The organism is Micromonospora sp. NPDC002389, assembly GCF_040296095.1.
Taxonomy (GTDB): Bacteria; Actinomycetota; Actinomycetes; order Mycobacteriales; family Micromonosporaceae; genus Micromonospora.
Window position 1 is genome coordinate 1 of record NZ_JBEOWP010000032.1, and the last position, 16,034, is coordinate 16,034.

Annotated in this window: 17 protein-coding genes; 11 read left to right on the forward strand and 6 right to left on the reverse strand. The window is 70.6% G+C overall.

The window, feature by feature from the left end:
* The 3 genes from ABT008_RS30065 to ABT008_RS30075 all read right to left on the reverse strand — a co-directional run.
* Nucleotides 1-209, reverse strand: a 209-nt coding sequence (locus tag ABT008_RS30065) for a sigma factor (RefSeq protein ID WP_350700636.1), incomplete at its 3' end; no start/stop codon positions are given.
* A gap of 69 nt (nt 210-278) precedes the next feature.
* Nucleotides 279-782 (reverse strand): DinB family protein, encoded by a 504-nt coding sequence (locus tag ABT008_RS30070; RefSeq protein WP_350700638.1) that lies wholly within the window; start codon nt 780-782, stop codon nt 279-281.
* Between the two features lie 5 nt (nt 783-787).
* Nucleotides 788-1,465 carry an SAM-dependent methyltransferase gene (locus ABT008_RS30075; RefSeq protein ID WP_350700640.1) on the reverse strand — a complete coding sequence of 226 codons (678 nt, stop codon included), beginning with the start codon at nt 1,463-1,465 and terminating at the stop codon, nt 788-790.
* Between the two features lie 125 nt (nt 1,466-1,590).
* Here ABT008_RS30075 and ABT008_RS30080 point away from each other — a divergent pair, with 125 nt between their 5' ends.
* Nucleotides 1,591-2,172 (forward strand): helix-turn-helix domain-containing protein, encoded by a 582-nt coding sequence (locus ABT008_RS30080; protein ID WP_350700642.1) that lies wholly within the window; start codon nt 1,591-1,593, stop codon nt 2,170-2,172.
* 58 nt (nt 2,173-2,230) lie between these two features.
* On the opposite strand, the gene ABT008_RS30085 is transcribed toward ABT008_RS30080, so the two are convergent.
* The gene (locus tag ABT008_RS30085; RefSeq protein WP_350700644.1) at nt 2,231-2,608 is read right to left on the reverse strand and encodes a bleomycin resistance protein; all 378 of its coding nucleotides are present in this window, start codon (nt 2,606-2,608) and stop codon (nt 2,231-2,233) included.
* Between the two features lie 278 nt (nt 2,609-2,886).
* Here ABT008_RS30085 and ABT008_RS30090 point away from each other — a divergent pair, with 278 nt between their 5' ends.
* From ABT008_RS30090 to ABT008_RS30120, 7 genes are all read left to right on the forward strand, one after another.
* Nucleotides 2,887-3,696, forward strand: coding sequence for a metal-dependent hydrolase (locus ABT008_RS30090; protein WP_350700646.1), 810 nt, complete (start codon nt 2,887-2,889; stop codon nt 3,694-3,696).
* Between the two features lie 286 nt (nt 3,697-3,982).
* A complete protein-coding gene (locus ABT008_RS30095; protein ID WP_350700663.1) occupies nt 3,983-5,080 on the forward strand; it encodes a LacI family DNA-binding transcriptional regulator in 1,098 nt (365 codons plus the stop codon).
* Between the two features lie 36 nt (nt 5,081-5,116).
* Nucleotides 5,117-6,412 carry an ABC transporter substrate-binding protein gene (locus ABT008_RS30100; protein WP_350700648.1) on the forward strand — a complete coding sequence of 432 codons (1,296 nt, stop codon included), beginning with the start codon at nt 5,117-5,119 and terminating at the stop codon, nt 6,410-6,412.
* 70 nt (nt 6,413-6,482) lie between these two features.
* On the forward strand, nt 6,483-7,454 hold the full coding sequence (locus ABT008_RS30105) for a carbohydrate ABC transporter permease (RefSeq protein WP_350700650.1): 972 nt from the start codon (nt 6,483-6,485) through the stop codon (nt 7,452-7,454).
* Nucleotides 7,455-8,339, forward strand: a complete 885-nt coding sequence (locus tag ABT008_RS30110) for a carbohydrate ABC transporter permease (protein WP_350700652.1) — start codon at nt 7,455-7,457, stop codon at nt 8,337-8,339.
* A complete protein-coding gene (gene yicI / locus ABT008_RS30115; RefSeq protein ID WP_350700653.1) occupies nt 8,336-10,567 on the forward strand; it encodes an alpha-xylosidase in 2,232 nt (743 codons plus the stop codon). Before ABT008_RS30110 ends, yicI begins: the two co-directional genes overlap by 4 nt.
* Complete coding sequence (locus ABT008_RS30120; RefSeq protein ID WP_350700655.1) at nt 10,564-11,964, forward strand: GH1 family beta-glucosidase; 1,401 nt, start codon at nt 10,564-10,566, stop codon at nt 11,962-11,964. The genes yicI and ABT008_RS30120 overlap by 4 nt, the downstream gene beginning before the upstream one ends.
* A 10-nt stretch (nt 11,965-11,974) precedes the next feature.
* On the opposite strand, the gene ABT008_RS30125 is transcribed toward ABT008_RS30120, so the two are convergent.
* Nucleotides 11,975-12,568, reverse strand: coding sequence for a nucleotidyltransferase family protein (locus tag ABT008_RS30125; protein ID WP_131053206.1), 594 nt, complete (start codon nt 12,566-12,568; stop codon nt 11,975-11,977).
* A gap of 213 nt (nt 12,569-12,781) precedes the next feature.
* Entirely contained in the window at nt 12,782-13,768 is a 987-nt protein-coding gene (locus tag ABT008_RS30130) for an XdhC family protein (RefSeq protein WP_350700657.1), read from the reverse strand.
* A gap of 119 nt (nt 13,769-13,887) precedes the next feature.
* Here ABT008_RS30130 and ABT008_RS30135 point away from each other — a divergent pair, with 119 nt between their 5' ends.
* From ABT008_RS30135 to ABT008_RS30145, 3 genes are all read left to right on the forward strand, one after another.
* Nucleotides 13,888-14,424, forward strand: coding sequence for a (2Fe-2S)-binding protein (locus tag ABT008_RS30135; protein WP_350700658.1), 537 nt, complete (start codon nt 13,888-13,890; stop codon nt 14,422-14,424).
* Nucleotides 14,421-15,410: an FAD binding domain-containing protein gene (locus tag ABT008_RS30140; protein WP_350700659.1), complete on the forward strand. Its 990-nt coding sequence runs from the start codon at nt 14,421-14,423 to the stop codon at nt 15,408-15,410. Before ABT008_RS30135 ends, ABT008_RS30140 begins: the two co-directional genes overlap by 4 nt.
* 220 nt (nt 15,411-15,630) lie before the next feature.
* Nucleotides 15,631-16,034: S-adenosylmethionine synthetase N-terminal domain-containing protein (locus ABT008_RS30145; protein ID WP_350700661.1), on the forward strand; the 404-nt coding region annotated here is incomplete at its 3' end.

Consider the following 16,034-nt stretch of genomic DNA (forward strand, 5'->3'; position numbering starts at 1 on the left):
CGCCACCACGACACCTGCTGGTGATACATCACCCGACGCACGTACGCCTCCGGATCACCATCGGCAACCCGCCGCCAATGCCGATACGTCCGCGCAAACGCCACCTGCAACAAATCCTCGGCAAGTTGGTGGTCCCCGGTCAGCAGATACGCCGTCCGCGACAACCCCGGCGAACGATGCACCACGAACTCATGGAACGACTGGACCATGCCCACCCCCTCACCGCTCTAGAACGTCAGAGGGCACACCGATGGTTGGGGTCGATGGTGACGGGCCGGTCAGCGGCCGGTGGATCCGTCGATCCGTTCGCGGAGGATGTCGGCGTGGCCGGCGTGCCGGCCGGTCTCCTCGATCATGTGCACCAGCACCCACCGCATCGACGGCGCCGGTCCGCGTCGAGGCGGTCGCGGGGCGGGATGGGACAGGTCCGGGCAGGCGTCGATGACCTGGTTGGCCCGCTCGACGGTGGCCCGGTACTCGGCGAGTACGCCCTCGACGGTGTCGTCGGCGGACGGCCGCATGGTCGCCCGCCAGTTGTCGACGGTCTCGCCGAGGAAGTAGAAGCGTTCGACGTGGGTGAGATGCGTGATCAACCCGAGGAGGTTGGTCCCCGAGGGCACCCCGGCCGTACGCACCTGCGGTTCGTCAACGCCGGCGACCTTGTCCGCTATCGAGGTACGCAGGTAGTCGAGGAAGCCTCGCAGGGTGGCCTTCTCGTCGGCGCCGGTCCAGGCCGGTCCGGTGTCCCGGGCCCGGGTTCGTCGTGGGCGGTCGGTCGGCACGTCGGTCACTCCGTTCCGGTGGCACGTCGGATGAGCAGGACGTGGTCGATGACGGTCGCGACCTGACCGGCCGGTCCGGTCGCGCGACGACGGGGCGCATCGGCGCGCAGCACCGTCCACTGCGCAGGATCCAGTTCGAGGTCGGCGGCGACCTCGTGAGGGGTCAGGTGGTGGACGTCGTGGTCCTGGTTCCAGGACCAGGGAGCGGTGGAGCCGTGGTCGACGATCAGCAGGTGTCCGCCGGGGCGCAGGGCCCATGCGGCGGTACGCAGGATCCGGCTGCGCAGCATCGCGAACGGCGTGTGGAAGTACTGGGCGGAGACGAGGTCGAACCGACCGGCCGGAAAGCCGGTGGCCAGGTCGTGCCGTTCGGTGACGACCCGGTCGCCGAGGCCGAGCTCGCGGGCGCGGGCCCGGACCCGGTCGACGGCGGTGGCGGAGATGTCCACGGCGGTGACGTGCCACCCGTGGCGAGCCAGCCAGAGGGTGTCGCCGCCGGCACCGCAGCCCAGGTCGAGGGCGTCGCCGGGGCGCAGTGGCGTGGCGGTCTCGGCGAGCAGCGGGTTGGCCCGTCCGCCCCAGGTACGTCGGGAGCGGTAGTGCCGCTCCCAGAACCGAACGGCGTCGTCCGGCCCGTTCCGGTCCGATGGTTCGTGAGCGGTGCGTGCTCCGGTGGCGTCCATTGGTGCCCTTTCGTCAGGTCGGCGCGTCGGCGTCCGGCAGGCCGTTCGCCCGGTGCGGTGCCGCCAGCATCACCAGCACCGTTGCCCGGTTGCAATTTCTCTTGCGGATCCGCAATCATCGGGGCATGGACGACTCTGCCGGGGACGTGTTGGCCGGTGTCGGGCCGCGACTGCGGGCGATGCGCCGGGCGCGTCAGACCACGCTGGCGGCGCTCGCGAGCGAGACCGGCCTGACCGCGAGCACCCTGTCCCGCCTGGAGAACGGCAAGCTGCGCCCGACACTGGAGCAACTGCTGCCGCTGGCGCGGGCGTACGGCGTACCGCTGGATGATCTGGTCGCGGCGCCGCCCACCGGCGATCCGCGCATCCACCTCCGGCCGATCCGGCGCGCCGGGTTGGTGCTGGTGCCGCTGACCCGGCGGGCCGGCGGCGTCCAGGCGTACAAGGTGATCCATCCGCCGGCGGGGCGGGCGCCGACGACGAAACCGCAGACCCACGAGGGATACGAGTGGTTCTACGTGCTCAACGGCACCGTCCGGTTCGTGCTCGGTGAGCGGGAGTTCCGGCTCGGCGTCGGCGAGGCGGCCGAGTTCGACACCCGGATCCCGCACTGGATCGGCAGCGCCGACGAGCGGCCCGCGGAGCTGCTCACGCTGTTCGGTCCGCAGGGAGAGCACGCCCACGTGACACCGGCGCACCGGACGTAGCCAGCTCGGCGCGGCACGTCGTGCGACGGTGCCGACGGTGGCTGGCCCGCCTGTCCGGTCAACCCGGCGTGGGGACGGGTGAGCCGATGCGGTGCAGCGTGCCGTCCGGGTCGACGTAGGCGAACTCGCGCAGCCCGTACGGGGTGTCGTGGGGCTCGCCCAGCCGGCCGTCGACACCCGAGGCGACCCAGGCGGCATGCAGCGCGTCGGCGTCGGAGACGTACAGGTAGAGCGCCGACGCCGTGCGGGTCGGGTCGTGGTCGGCCCACTCGGTCAGGTGCCACGAGACCGAGTCCCGCTCGACGAATCCGTACCGCTCGGGCCCGGTGTGAGCGCGCACGGTGAAGCCGAGCCGCCGGTAGCGGTCCAGCGCGGCGTCCAGGTCACGCACCGGCACCACCGGGGCGATCCGGTCGAAAGTGATCTCTGTGGGCATGCGGGCACCTCGTCCGGGAGCGCAGACGTGCGGCGACGACGTCCCGGAGACCGTACCGCCGGGTTACGACAGGTCGGCGGTACGCCGCGTCCCATGGCCGACACAAGCGGTTCGGTGAGCCCCTCGGCGCTGCCATACTCCCTGGTGGTCGGGCCGTTCCCCGGGCAGCGCCACGGCGCTGTCCCTTGTGGAGGGGAACGGCGGTCCCCCTGCGGCGTGGCGGAGAACTACAGTGACGTAGTTTTGGCGCTCAAGATCCCTGGGGAGGGCGAGCCGAGATGATGGGTCCGTCGCACGCGCTGTCAGGCGCGGCGGTATGGCTGAGCGGGTCCTGGGCGCTCCAGCACTTCTACGACTACGAGCAGTCGCCGCTGGCGTTGGCCGTCGGTACCGCCGTCTGCGCCGGTGCCGCGCTGCTGCCGGACATCGACCTGTCCGGCAAGGTGACCCGCAACCGGGGCGGCGCGACCGTGGCCCGCACCTTCGGTGTCTTCTCGCTGTTCGTCGCCGAGGTGGTGGAGAAGATCTCGCTGGGCGTCTACTACGCCACCAAACTCAGCCGGGACCCGAAGCGCAACAACGGCCACCGGACGCTGACCCACACCATCCCGTTCACCGTGCTGGTCGGCTGGGGCACCACCACGCTCTGCGTCCAGTACGGCAAGTGGGCGGTCATCGGCATCCTGTTCTTCATGATCGGTCTGGCGCTGCGCGGCCTGTTCGACAAGTGGGCCGCGCGCGCCGGCTGGGTCATCGTCACGCTGGTCTCGGCCGGCGCCGCCGTGTTCACCGCCGTCAACCTGCCCGGTGACCGCGGCTATCCGATGATCGGGCTGGCGGTCGGGGTGGGCTCGTTCGTGCACATCCTCGGCGACATGATCACCCGAGCCGGCGTACCGATCCTGTGGCCGATTCCGATCAAACGGCGGATGTGGACACCGATCAGCCTGCCCGACAAGATCGCGATGCGGGCCGGCGGACGGACCGAGACCGTCTTCGTACGCACCGGGCTCATGGTCGTCTCGGCACTGGCCGCGCTGGGCCTGGTCGCCCCGTCCGTGCTGGAGAAGTTCCACCTCGACATCTGACCGCCTGTGCGGGACGGGAACCACGCTTACTTCTCCGCCTAAGGGACGTCACCGCCAGCACCCGCCGATCATGAAGTTGTGGCTGACGAGTCGCCCCAACACGTGGCATTTATGAGCACCACAACTCCATGATCGACGGGGAGGTGGGGGCTGCGGCGAGGGCTCGGGGCCTGGACGTCGTTTCGTCATTGGCTATTGACGTGGCTGTAACACGTGACCTACCTTCTGTCGAACCGCTTAGTCGAAGCGTTTCGACGAGCCCGTATGGGGAGGTGCCGTGGCCACCATGCAGGACGTGGCGCGCCTCGCCCGGGTCTCGGTCAGCACCGTGTCGTACGTGCTCACCGGCACCCGCCCGATCTCCCAGGCCACCCGGGACAAGGTCCTCGCGGCGATGGCCGCGCTCGACTACCAGCCCAACGCGATGGCCCGCGGACTGGCCAGCCGACGCAGCCGCATCCTCGGCCTGCTGCTGCCGATGGACGAGCGCGGTCTGGGCGCCACCGAGACCGCCTTCGTCACCGGCGCGGCGGCCGCCGCCGGTGCAGCCGGCTACCACCTGGTGCTCTCCCCCATCGGCGTCGGCGACCTCGACGAGCTGCGTCGGCTGGCCAGCCAGCGGATGCTCGACGGTGCGCTGCTGATGGAGGTGCAGCTGCACGACCCCCGGGTGGACGTGCTGCGGGAGGTCGGCGTACCGCTGGTGCTCATCGGCCGCACCGCGGACACCACCGGACTGTCCTACGTGGACATCGACTTCGAGCAGACCGTCCAGGACGCCGTCGCTCACCTGGTCGACCTCGGGCACCGCCGGATCGTCTACGTCAACCACTCCGCCGACACTCTCGCCGAGGGCTACGGTCCGGCGCTGCGGACCCAGGACGCGTTCACCGCCGCGATGACCGGACACGGCCTGGAACCACTGATGATCCCCGCCGAGGACAGCGCCGCCGGGGGCCGGGCCGCACTGGAGACCGCGCTGCGACAGGCACCCGACCTGACCGCGATCCTGGCGATGAACGAGAACGCCGTGTTCGGCCTGCTCGGCGAGCTGGCCACCCGGGGTCGCTCGGTCCCCGACGACGTCTCGGTCGTCTCGATGGTCACCTCACCTCAGGTCGCCGAGCTGGCGACGCCCGCGCTGACCGCAATGAGCTCGCCCGGCTCCGCGGTGGGCCGGATCGCCATCGAGACGCTGCTGCGCCACGTCGACGGCGGCCGAGGCGAGATCCACCAGCAACTGTTGCCGTGCGCGCTGGAGGTCCGGGGTTCCAGCGCTCCGCCGCGCACGGCCGACACGAGTGACACGGGGGCCGGCGGCGACCAGCCGGCTCCGGGCAACGAAGCAGCCCGCCGTCGCGCTGCCACGCGACGACGGGCTTGAGGAGTACCGGCTCGATACTCAACAGGGAGACTAGCAATGCGACGATTCCGCAGCGTAGCCGTGGCGGCCACGGTGGCCGCGCTCACGGCGACGAGCCTGGCCGCCTGCGGCGGTGACGGGGACGACAGCGGGGCGAACGTCCTCAAGCTCTGGCACTACGAGAGCGCCAACAGCGCGATGGGCATCGCCTGGGACCGGGCGATCGAGATCTTCAAAGACGAACACCCCGGGGTCGAGGTGCGCTTCGAGCGCAAGGCGTTCGAGCAGATCCAGCAGAACGCCGGCATGATCATCAACTCGGCCGAGGGCCCCGACATCATGGAGTACAACAAGGGCAACGCCACTGCCGGGCTGCTCTCCTCGCAGGGCCTGCTCACCGACCTGACCGCCGAGGCCACCGAGCGCGGCTGGGACAAGGCGCTGAGCCCCAGCCTGCAGACCACCGCCCGGTACGACAAGGGCGTGATGGGCTCGGGCAACTGGTACGGCGTGCCCAATTACGGCGAGTACGTGATGGTCTACTACAACAAGGAACTCTTCACCGAACACGGCGTCACCGTGCCGACGACGCTGGCCGAGATGACCGCCGCGATGGACACCTTCGTCGCCAAGGGCGTCACGCCGCTGGGCATGTCCGGCGCCGAGTACCCGGCAGGTCAGCTCTTCTACCAGCTCGCGCTCTCCCGCGCGGACCGCAACTTCGTCAACAACTACCAGCTCTACGCCAACCCGGTGGACTTCAAGGCCGACCCGCTCAGGTACGGCGCGGAGACCTTCGCCGAGTGGGTCCGCAAGGGCTACATCGCCAAGGACTCCGCCAGCCTCAAGGCCGAGGACATGGGCACCTCGTTCATCTCCGGCAAGGTCCCGATGATCGTCTCCGGGAGCTGGTGGTACGGCCGCTTCAAGAGCGAGATCTCCTACGACTGGGACAGCTTCCTCTTCCCCGGCAACACGATGCACGCCGGCTCCTCCGGCAACCTCTGGGTGGTCCCGGAGACCAGCAAGGCCAAGAACCTGGCGTACGACTTCATCGACATCACCATGCGGCCCGAGATCCAGGCGCTGATCGGCAACAACGGCGGCGTGCCGGTGGCCGGTGACCCGGCCGCGATCAGCGACGAGAAGGACCGCAAGCTGATCGAGAACTTCAACACCATCAGCGGCCAGGACGGCCTGGCCTTCTATCCGGACTGGCCGGTCCCCGGCTACTACGACGTGCTGGTCTCCGGCTTCCAGGGCCTGATCAACCAGTCCAGGTCGCCCGAGCAGGTCCTCGACGCGATCGCCAAGCCCTACCAGGACGGCGTCGCGGAGATCACGCGCGACTGAGCGGCGGCCGGGGCGGGCGTACCCGTCGGCGTCACCCGGTGACGCCCGCCCCACCGTGGAAGGACCTCCCATGGCAGTGCCCGACACCGTCGCCGCCCGCCCGGGGGCGACCACGTCACCCCCGACGGGCAAGACCCCGCGCCGCCCCCGACGCCCCGATGCCGGCTACTGGCTCTACCTGCTGCCCGGCGCCGTGCTGTTCCTGCTCGTCATCGGCGGCCCGCTAATCTACACCGGCTACCTCTCCCTGACCAAGTGGTCCGGCGTCGGCGACCCCAGCTTCATCGGCCTGGACAACTACCGCACCCTGCTCACCGACGACGTCTTCTGGACCTCGTTCAAGAACACCATCGCGATGATCGTCGCGATGGTGGTGCTGCCCACCCTGATCGGCCTGGTCCTCGCCGCCGTCCTGTTCGACACCATCGGACGCCGGTTCCGCCCGCGTACCGCCGCCGCCCTGCGGGCCGCCTTCTATCTGCCGCAGGTGCTGCCGGTCGTGGTGGCCGGGATCGTCTGGGGCTGGATCCTGCGACCCGACGGCGCGCTCAACGGGCTGCTCGACGCCATCGGGCTCGGCACGCTGAGCCACGACTGGCTCGGCGACCCGGACACCGCCCTGCCGATGGTGATGGCGGTGATGATCTGGGTGCAGCTCGGCTACCCGGTGGTCGTCTTCATGGCGGCGTTGGAACGGGTCAACCCCGAGCTGTACGAGGCGGCGGAGATCGACGGCGCCGGCTGGTGGCGACGGTTCCGCGCGATCACCCTCCCGCAGATCCGGCCGGAGACCTTCGTGGTCGGCCTCACCTGCACCATCGCCGCGATGAAGGTGTTCGGCCCGATCTACGCGCTGACCCGGGGCGGGCCCGAGAACGCCACCAACGTGCCCTCCTACTTCGCCTACTTCACCTTCTTCAAGCGGCTCAACGTCGGCTACGGCTCGGCGATCTCGATGGTGCTGACACTGATCATCGTCGTGGTGGCGGTGCTGTTCATCCGGGCGCAAAACCGCGCCGAACGCCGGGACGGAGGGCTGTAGATGGCCGTCACGCTCACCCCACCCCGCGCAGGCGGCCGTACCCGCCGGGTGCCCGACCGGCACCACCGGGGCGTCACCCGCTGGATCGTGCTGGCCCTGGTCAGCGTCGCCGCGCTGGTCATGCTGGTGCCGTTCGCGTTCATGCTGCTCAACGCGTTCAAGTCGCCCGGCGACTACTCGACCAACGGGCCGCTGAGCTGGCCGACCGAGTTCTACACCACCGGACTGCGCACCTACTGGGAGCAGGTCGACTTCCCGGTCAAGCTGTGGAACTCGATCCTCATCTCCGGATCGGTCGCGGTCCTCGCCGTGGTCGTCTCCCTGCTCAGCGCGTACGCGCTCGGCATCGGCCGGGTCCGCGGCCGGCTCTGGATCATCGGGCTGTTCCTGCTGGCCAACATGCTGCCGCAGGAGGCCCTGATCTATCCGCTCTACCACTTCGCCAAGGAGGCCGGGCTCTACAACACCCGCCTGGCGGTGATCATCATCTTCACCGTCATCCAGGCCGCCTTCGGCACCTACCTGCTCGCCTCCGTGCTCAGCACCTTCCCGCGCCCACTGCTGGAGGCCGCCGCGCTCGACGGGGCCGGCAAGTGGCGGATCCTGTGGCGGGTGGTGCTGCCCAACGTCCGGCCCACCATCTCGGTGCTGCTGGTCTTCTTCTTCATCTGGACCTGGAACGAGTTCCTCATCCCCTTGGTGATGCTGATCGACAACCAGACCCAGACCATCCCGGTCGCGCTCGCCTCGTTGCAGGGTGACCGGCTGATGGACGCTCCCACCACCAACGCCGGCGCGCTGCTCAGCCTTCTCCCGGCGATCCTGTTCTTCCTCGTCTTCCAGCGCACCCTCGCGCGCGGCATCACGGCAGGAGCCGACAAGTGAAGTTCACCGACGGATACTGGCAACTGCGTCCCGGGGTGAGCGTGCTGCGCCCCGGCACGGTCGAGTCGGTGGAGCCGGACGAGCGGTCCTTCACCGTCTTCGCCCCGATCGGCAGGATCACCGGACGCGGCGACACCCTGAACCGCCCGGTGGTCACCGTACGCTTCTTCTCCCCCGCCCCCGGCGTGGTCGGGGTGACCGTCGGGCATCACTCCGGCGGGCTGCCCAAACAGCCCCGCTTCGCCCTCGCCGGCAGCGCCACGCATCCGGTGCAGGTGGAGGTCACCGGGCTCAGCGCGCGGCTGACCACCGGCGAGATGACCGTGCGGGTGGCGCTGACCGGCCCGTGGCGGGTCGACTTCCTGCGCGGCGACAAGCTGGTCACCTCGTCCACCGAACGCAGCATCGGCGTGGTCACCGACGCGGAGGGCCGCAAGTACGTGCACGACCGGCTCTCGCTCGGCGTCGGCGAGACGATCTACGGCCTGGGCGAGCGCTTCGGCGCGTACGTCAAGAACGGTCAGACCGTCGACATCTGGAACGCCGACGGCGGCACCGCCAGCGAGCAGGCGTACAAGAACGTGCCCTTCTATCTCAGCAGCGCCGGATACGGCGTGTTCGTGGACCACCCCGAGCACGTGTCGTTCGAGGTGGGCTCCGAGGTGGTGTCGCAGACCCAGTTCAGCGTGCCGGGGCAGTCGCTGACCTACCACGTGATCGACGGCCCCACCCCGAAGGACGTGCTGCGCCGCTACACCGCGCTGACCGGCCGCCCGGCCCGGGTGCCGGCCTGGTCGTACGGGCTGTGGCTGTCCACCTCGTTCACCACCTCGTACGACGAGAAGACGGTCACCGAGTTCATCGACGGGATGGCCGAGCGGGACCTGCCGCTGTCGGTGTTCCACTTCGACTGCTTCTGGATGCGGCAGTTCCACTGGGTCGACTTCATCTGGGACCCGGCGACCTTCCCCGACCCGGAGGGGATGCTGCGCCGGCTGCACGAACGCGGCCTCAAGGTGTGCGTCTGGATCAACCCGTACATAGCCCAGCGGTCGTACCTGTTCGAGGAGGGCCGGCAGGCCGGCTACCTGGTCCGCAACCCGGACGGGTCGGTCTGGCAGTGGGACAAGTGGCAGGCCGGGATGGCGCTGGTCGACTTCACCAACCCGGACGCGGCCCGCTGGTACGCCGACAAGCTCAAGGTGCTGCTGGACATGGGCGTCGACTGCTTCAAGACCGACTTCGGCGAGCGCATTCCGACCGACGTGGTCTGGCACGACGGCGCCGACCCGCAGCGGATGCACAACTACTACTCCCACCTCTACAACAAGACCGTCTTCGAGCTGTTGACCGCCGAACGCGGCGAGGGCGAGGCGGTCGTCTTCGCCCGCTCCGCCACCGCCGGCGGCCAGCAGTTCCCGGTGCACTGGGGTGGCGACTGCGAGTCCACCTTCGTGGCGATGGCCGAGTCGCTGCGCGGCGGCCTGTCGCTGGCCGCCTCGGGGTTCGGCTACTGGAGCCACGACATCGGCGGCTTCGAGGGCACGCCCGACCCGGCGGTGTTCAAGCGGTGGATCGCCTTCGGGCTGCTCTCCTCGCACTCGCGGCTGCACGGCTCCGGCTCGTACCGGGTGCCGTGGGCGTACGACGCCGAGGCGGTCGACGTGCTGCGCCGGTTCACCCGACTCAAGATGTCCCTGATGCCGTACCTGGCGGCGGCGGCCGACGAGGCGCACCGCGAGGGCGTACCGGTGATGCGGCCGATGATCCTGGAGTTCCCGGACGACCCGACCACCGCATACCTGGACCGGCAGTACATGCTCGGCCCGGACCTGCTGGTCGCCCCGGTGATGAGCGCCGACGGGCAGGTCACCTACTACGTACCGGCCGGCACCTGGACCCACCTGACCAGCGGCGCACAGGTCACCGGCCCGGGCTGGGTCACCGAGAAGCACGGCTTCGACAGCGTCCCGGTGCTGGCCCGGCCCGGATCGGTCATCCCGTTCGGGACGGTCACCGACCGGCCCGACTACCGCTGGGCGGACGACGTCACCCTGCGCCTGTACGCTCCGGCACCGGGCCAGCGGGTGCGGGTGCGGGTGCCGGCGCCCGACGGCGGGTCCGGTACGGAGTTCGAGGTGTACCACCGCGACGGGACGGCCACCGCCGAGGTGGTGGCGGGCGACTCGTCGGGGTACCGCTGCGAGGTCACGGAGGTGACGAAGTGAGTGATGTCGTGTTCCCCGAGGGCTTTGTCTGGGGGTCGGCCACGGCCGCGTACCAGATCGAGGGCGCGGCCCGGATCGACGGCCGTGGACCGTCGATCTGGGACACCTACAGCCACACCCCGGGACGCACCCTGAACGGGGACACCGGCGACGTCGCCGCCGACCACTACCACCGGTGGGAATCCGACCTGGACCACATCGCCGCGCTCGGGCTGGACGCGTACCGCTTCTCCATCGCCTGGCCCCGGGTGCAGCCCGGCGGCTCCGGTCCGGTCAACCAGGCCGGCGTGGACTTCTACTCCCGGCTGGTGGACGGTCTGCTGGAGCGCGGTGTCCAGCCGGTCGCCACGCTCTACCACTGGGACCTGCCGCAGGAGTTGGAGGACGCCGGCGGCTGGCCGGAGCGGGACACCGCACTGCGCTTCGCCGACTACGCCACGGCGATCGTCGGGGCGCTCGGCGACCGGGTGCACACCTGGACCACGTTCAACGAGCCGTGGTGCTCGGCGTACCTCGGGTACGCCTCCGGCGTGCACGCGCCGGGACGCACCGAGCCGGAGGCGGCGCTGCGTGCCGTACACCACCTGAACCTGGCGCACGGCCTGGCCGGACGGGTGATCCGCGACCTGGCCCCGGCGGCGCGCCTGTCGGTCACCCTGAACCTGCACGTGATCCGCCCGGCCTCGGACTCGGCGGCCGACGTCGACGCGGTACGCCGGATCGACGCGCTGGCCAACCGGGCCTTCCTCGGCCCGATGCTCGACGGCGCGTACCCGGCCGACCTGCTCGCCGACACGGCGGCGGTCACCGACTGGTCGTTCGTGCACGACGGCGACGAGCGCACCGCGGCCGTCCCGCTCGACGTGCTCGGCGTCAACTACTACTCGACCACCCTGGTCCGCGCCTGGGACGGGGTCTCGGCCCGGTCGAGCGCGGACGGCCACGGCCGGTCGGCGCACTCCGCCTGGGTCGGCGCCGACCGGGTCGACTTCCTGCCCCAGCCGGGCCCGTACACGGCGATGGGCTGGAACATCGAGCCGGCCGGCCTGACCGAGTTGCTGCTGCGGCTGCACCGCGAGTATCCCGACCTGCCGCTGATGATCACCGAGAACGGCGCCGCCTTCGACGACGTGGTCTCGCCCGACGGCGCGGTGCACGACGACCGCCGCGTCGACTACCTGCGCCGGCACATCGCCGCCACCCACGACGCGATGGCGGCGGGCGCCGACGTGCGGGGCTACTTCGTCTGGTCGCTGCTGGACAACTTCGAGTGGGCGTACGGCTACGACCGCCGGTTCGGGATCATCCGCGTCGACTACGACACCCAGGAGCGCCTCTGGAAGGACAGCGCCCACTGGTACCAGCGGCTGGCGGCCGGCAACGTCCTGCCCGACTGAGCCCGCTGGGTCAGACGCCGACGCGCTGCTCGGGCACGGTCAGGCCGTACAGCGCCATCAGCTCGGGGGTGTCCACCCGGCTGCCGTCGGCCACCGAGTCGCAGGCGATGTCGACGATCTGGTCCTTGTGCGCCAGCAGGTAGGGCCGGGCACCGACGTCGGCACTGGCCAGGGTGGCGATGCCCGGCCAGTGCCGGCGGCCGAACAGCATCGGGTAGCCGCGCAACCCGTTGTAGGTGGCGCAGACGAGCACGTCAGGGAAGGGCAGCGCGGTGACCCGGCGGATCGCCTCGGCGGTCAGCCCGGGCATGTCGACCGGGACCACCACCGCCGCCTCCACCCGGTCGTCGTCGATGCCGGCCAGACCGGCGCGGATGGACGAGCCGACACCGGTGCCCCACGCCCGGTTGACCACCACCGTGGCATGGTCCAGGTGCGCGGTGTCGCGGACCTGGTCGGCGGCGGCCCCGAGGACGACGACGATCTGCCCGCAGCCCGCCTCCGTCAGCGTGTCGATCATCTGGTCGACCAGAGGTTTGTCGCCCTGGTGCAGCAGGGCTTCGGGGCCGCCGATGCGGCGGCCACCTCCCGCCGCGATGATCATTCCTGCGATCCGCTTCAGAACCGCGCTCCCTCCAGTGTGGGACCGGGTGAGCACCGTGGCGCTGTCCGTCCCGTCCGACGCACATCGTTTGCAACGACCACGGACGGAGGAGAGTGGCGGGGCAAATCGGATAAATTAGGTAACACGCTCATCCTTCGGTGCGCGTCGGACGTATGCCGCACCCGCCGGCCCGATCCCCCCTGACGGATCGGCTCAGCCAGGCACCGGCAACGCGCCACCGGCCCGGATGGGACCGTACGCGTCCCGCAACCGGCCGCCCGTACGCCGGTTGGCCACCGCCACCACCTCGGCGAGCATGGACAGCGCGGTCTGGGCCAGCGAGTCCCCGCCGAGATCCAGGCCCGCCGGACCGGCGAGCCGGTCGAGACCGGCGAGACCACCCAACCGGGCCAACCGTCGCGCATGCGCCTCCCGGCTCCCCAGCACCCCGACGTGACCGGCCCGGCCGGACAACGCGGCACGGATCGCACGGTCGTCGATGCGCGGGTCGTGGGTCAGCACCAGCACGGCGTCGCGAGGCCCGACCGGGGCAGCGGACAGCCACCGGTCGGGCCAGTCGCAGACCACGTCGTCGGCCGCCGGCACCCGCTCTCGATGGGCGTACGCGGGTCGCGGGTCGACCACCGTCACCCGGTAGCCCATCGGCACGGCCAGTGCGGCCACCGCGGCGGCCAGGTCCGTCGCACCGACCAGCACCAGGAGCGGGCCGGGACGCCACTGCTCGACGAAGTACTCCTCGTCGGCGGGCAGCCCGTCCCGGCTCGCCGCGACCGACCAGTCGAACGGCTCCCGCAACGCGACGGCCACCGCCAGCGGACGGCGCGCGGCCAACGCGGCACCGATGGTCGCGTACACCGCACCGGAGGGCACCGGCGCGATCAGCACCCCCAACTCGGCGACGCAGGCGGGCGCGGCCTCCCAGGGCATCAACTCCGCGCCGGGGATGACCGCCGTCAGGCGGGGGCGGGCACCGTCGAGCACCGCGCGGGCCTCTGCCAGCAGGGCCCCCTCCACGCAGCCACCGGAGACCGAGCCGGCCCAACCGCCGTCGGCGGCGACCGCCATGGTGGCGCCCAGCGGCCGGGAGCCGGGGCCGGTCCGCCGTACCAGCCGGGCCAGCACGACCCGCTGCCCGGCCGCGTGGCGCCGCTCGACGAACGGCCACACCTCCGCCAACATCCGCCGACACCTCCCAGACGTCGTTGCGTACCTTTTTATCGCTTTCAACGACTTTGGACGTTACGGATCCGTTTAATAGCGTTAACTCGCCGGCCCACGATCCTCCGGGGAACGACCGCATGGACACCGAGATCACCCTCCGCGTGGACGGCGCCGACCACCGGCTCACCGTCGACACCCGCACCACCCTGCTCGACGCGCTGCGCGAACGACTGGGCAACACCAGCCCCAAGAAGGGCTGCGACCACGGCCAGTGCGGCGCCTGCACCGTGCTGCTCGACGGCCGACGCGCCAACAGCTGCCTCGCGCTGGCGGTGGCCCACGACGGCGCCGAGGTGATCACTGCCGCCGGACTCGCCCGCGACGGTCGACTGCACCCCGTGCAGCAGAGCTTCATCGACCACGACGCCTTCCAGTGCGGCTACTGCACCCCGGGACAGATCGTCTCGGCGGTCGCCATGCTCGCCGAGGCCGCATCCGGGTGGCCCAGCGCGGTCACCGTCCGCGACCCGGACCGCACCGACCCGGCCGCGCACGGGGCGGTCGACCTCACCGCCGACCCCGACGAGATCCGGGAACGGATGAGCGGCAACCTCTGCCGCTGCGCCGCGTACGCGAACATGATCCCGGCGATCCAGGAGGTGGCCCGGTCATGAGGCCCTTCCGGTACGCGCGCGCCACCGACCTGGCCGGCGCGGTCGCCCTGCTGGCCCGCTCACCACAGGCGGCCTTCCTCGGCGGCGGCACCAACCTGGTGGACCTGATGAAGCTCGACGTGGCCCGCCCCGATCTCCTGGTCGACCTGCGGGACGTCACCTCCCGGAGCGTCACGGAGCTGCCCGACGGCGGCGTCCGCATCGGTGCCGGCGTCTCCAACAGCGACCTGGCCGCCGACCCGGTGATCCGGCGTCGCTACCCGGTCGTCGCGCAGGCGCTGCTCAACGGCGCCTCCACCCAGTTGCGCAACCTCGCCACAGTGGGCGGGAACCTGTTGCAACGCACCCGCTGTCCCTACTTCCAGGACGTCACCACGGCGTGCAACAAGCGCGCCCCGGGCACCGGCTGCTCCGCTGTCGAGGGACACCACCGCGACCTGGCGATCCTGGGCGTCTCCCCGGAGTGCATCGCCACCCACCCGTCGGACCTGGCCGTGGCGCTGGCCGCGATGGACGCCCTGGTGCAGACCACCGGGCCGGACGGCAGCCGCACCATCCCGCTGACCGAGCTACACCGACTGCCCGGATCGACGCCCCAGACGGACACGGTGCTGGCCCACGGGGAACTGATCACCGCCGTCGACCTGCCTCCGCTGCCCTTCGCCGCCCGCTCCTACTACCGCAAGATCCGCGACCGGGCCTCGTACGCGTTCGCCCTGGTCTCCGTCGCCGCCGCGCTCGACCTGGCCGACGGACGCATCCGCGACGTCCGGATCGCGCTGGGCGGCGTCGCGCACCGGCCGTGGCGGGCCACCCGCGCCGAGGACCTGCTGCGCGGCGGACCGCCCACGGAGGACAGACTGCGCCGGGCCGCGGAGGCCGAGCTCGCCGACGCGCGACCGCTGCCGGAGAACGCCTTCAAGGTGCCGCTGGCCCGCAACGCCGTCGTGCGTACGCTGCTGGACCTGGCCGCGACGGACCGGTAGGCCACGGGCCGATCCCGCGCACCGTCGCCGAGGCTTAGAACGACGTCGACCTTTAGTCAAGGGGGTCGGCCGACTGCCGCACTCCCTCGTGGTGTCCGCAGCCGCGTTCCCGAACACATGGGCTCGCCGCCAACGGTTGCCGCATGGCAGGCTGCCATGAAGGGGTGATTCCACGGAACGCCCGATCCACTGACCCCGTCTCGCTCTGGGAAGGACAAGCGTGTCACGCCGCCTCTTTACGTCCGAATCGGTCACGGAAGGCCACCCGGACAAGATCGCTGACCAGATCAGTGACGGCATTCTCGATGCCCTGCTCACTCAGGATCCACACAGTCGTGTGGCGGTGGAGACCCTGATCACGACTGGTCAGGTGCACGTGGCGGGTGAGGTGACGACGAAGGCGTACGCCGACATTCCGTCGATCGTCCGCGAGACGATTCTGGGGATCGGCTACGACTCGTCGAAGAAGGGTTTCGACGGGGCGTCGTGTGGGGTGAGTGTGTCGATTGGGGCGCAGTCGCCGGATATCGCGCAGGGTGTGGATAACGCCTTCGAGTTGCGGACGGGTTCGTCGGAGTCGGCGTTGGATGCGCAGGGTGCCGGTGATCAGGGGATGATGTTCGG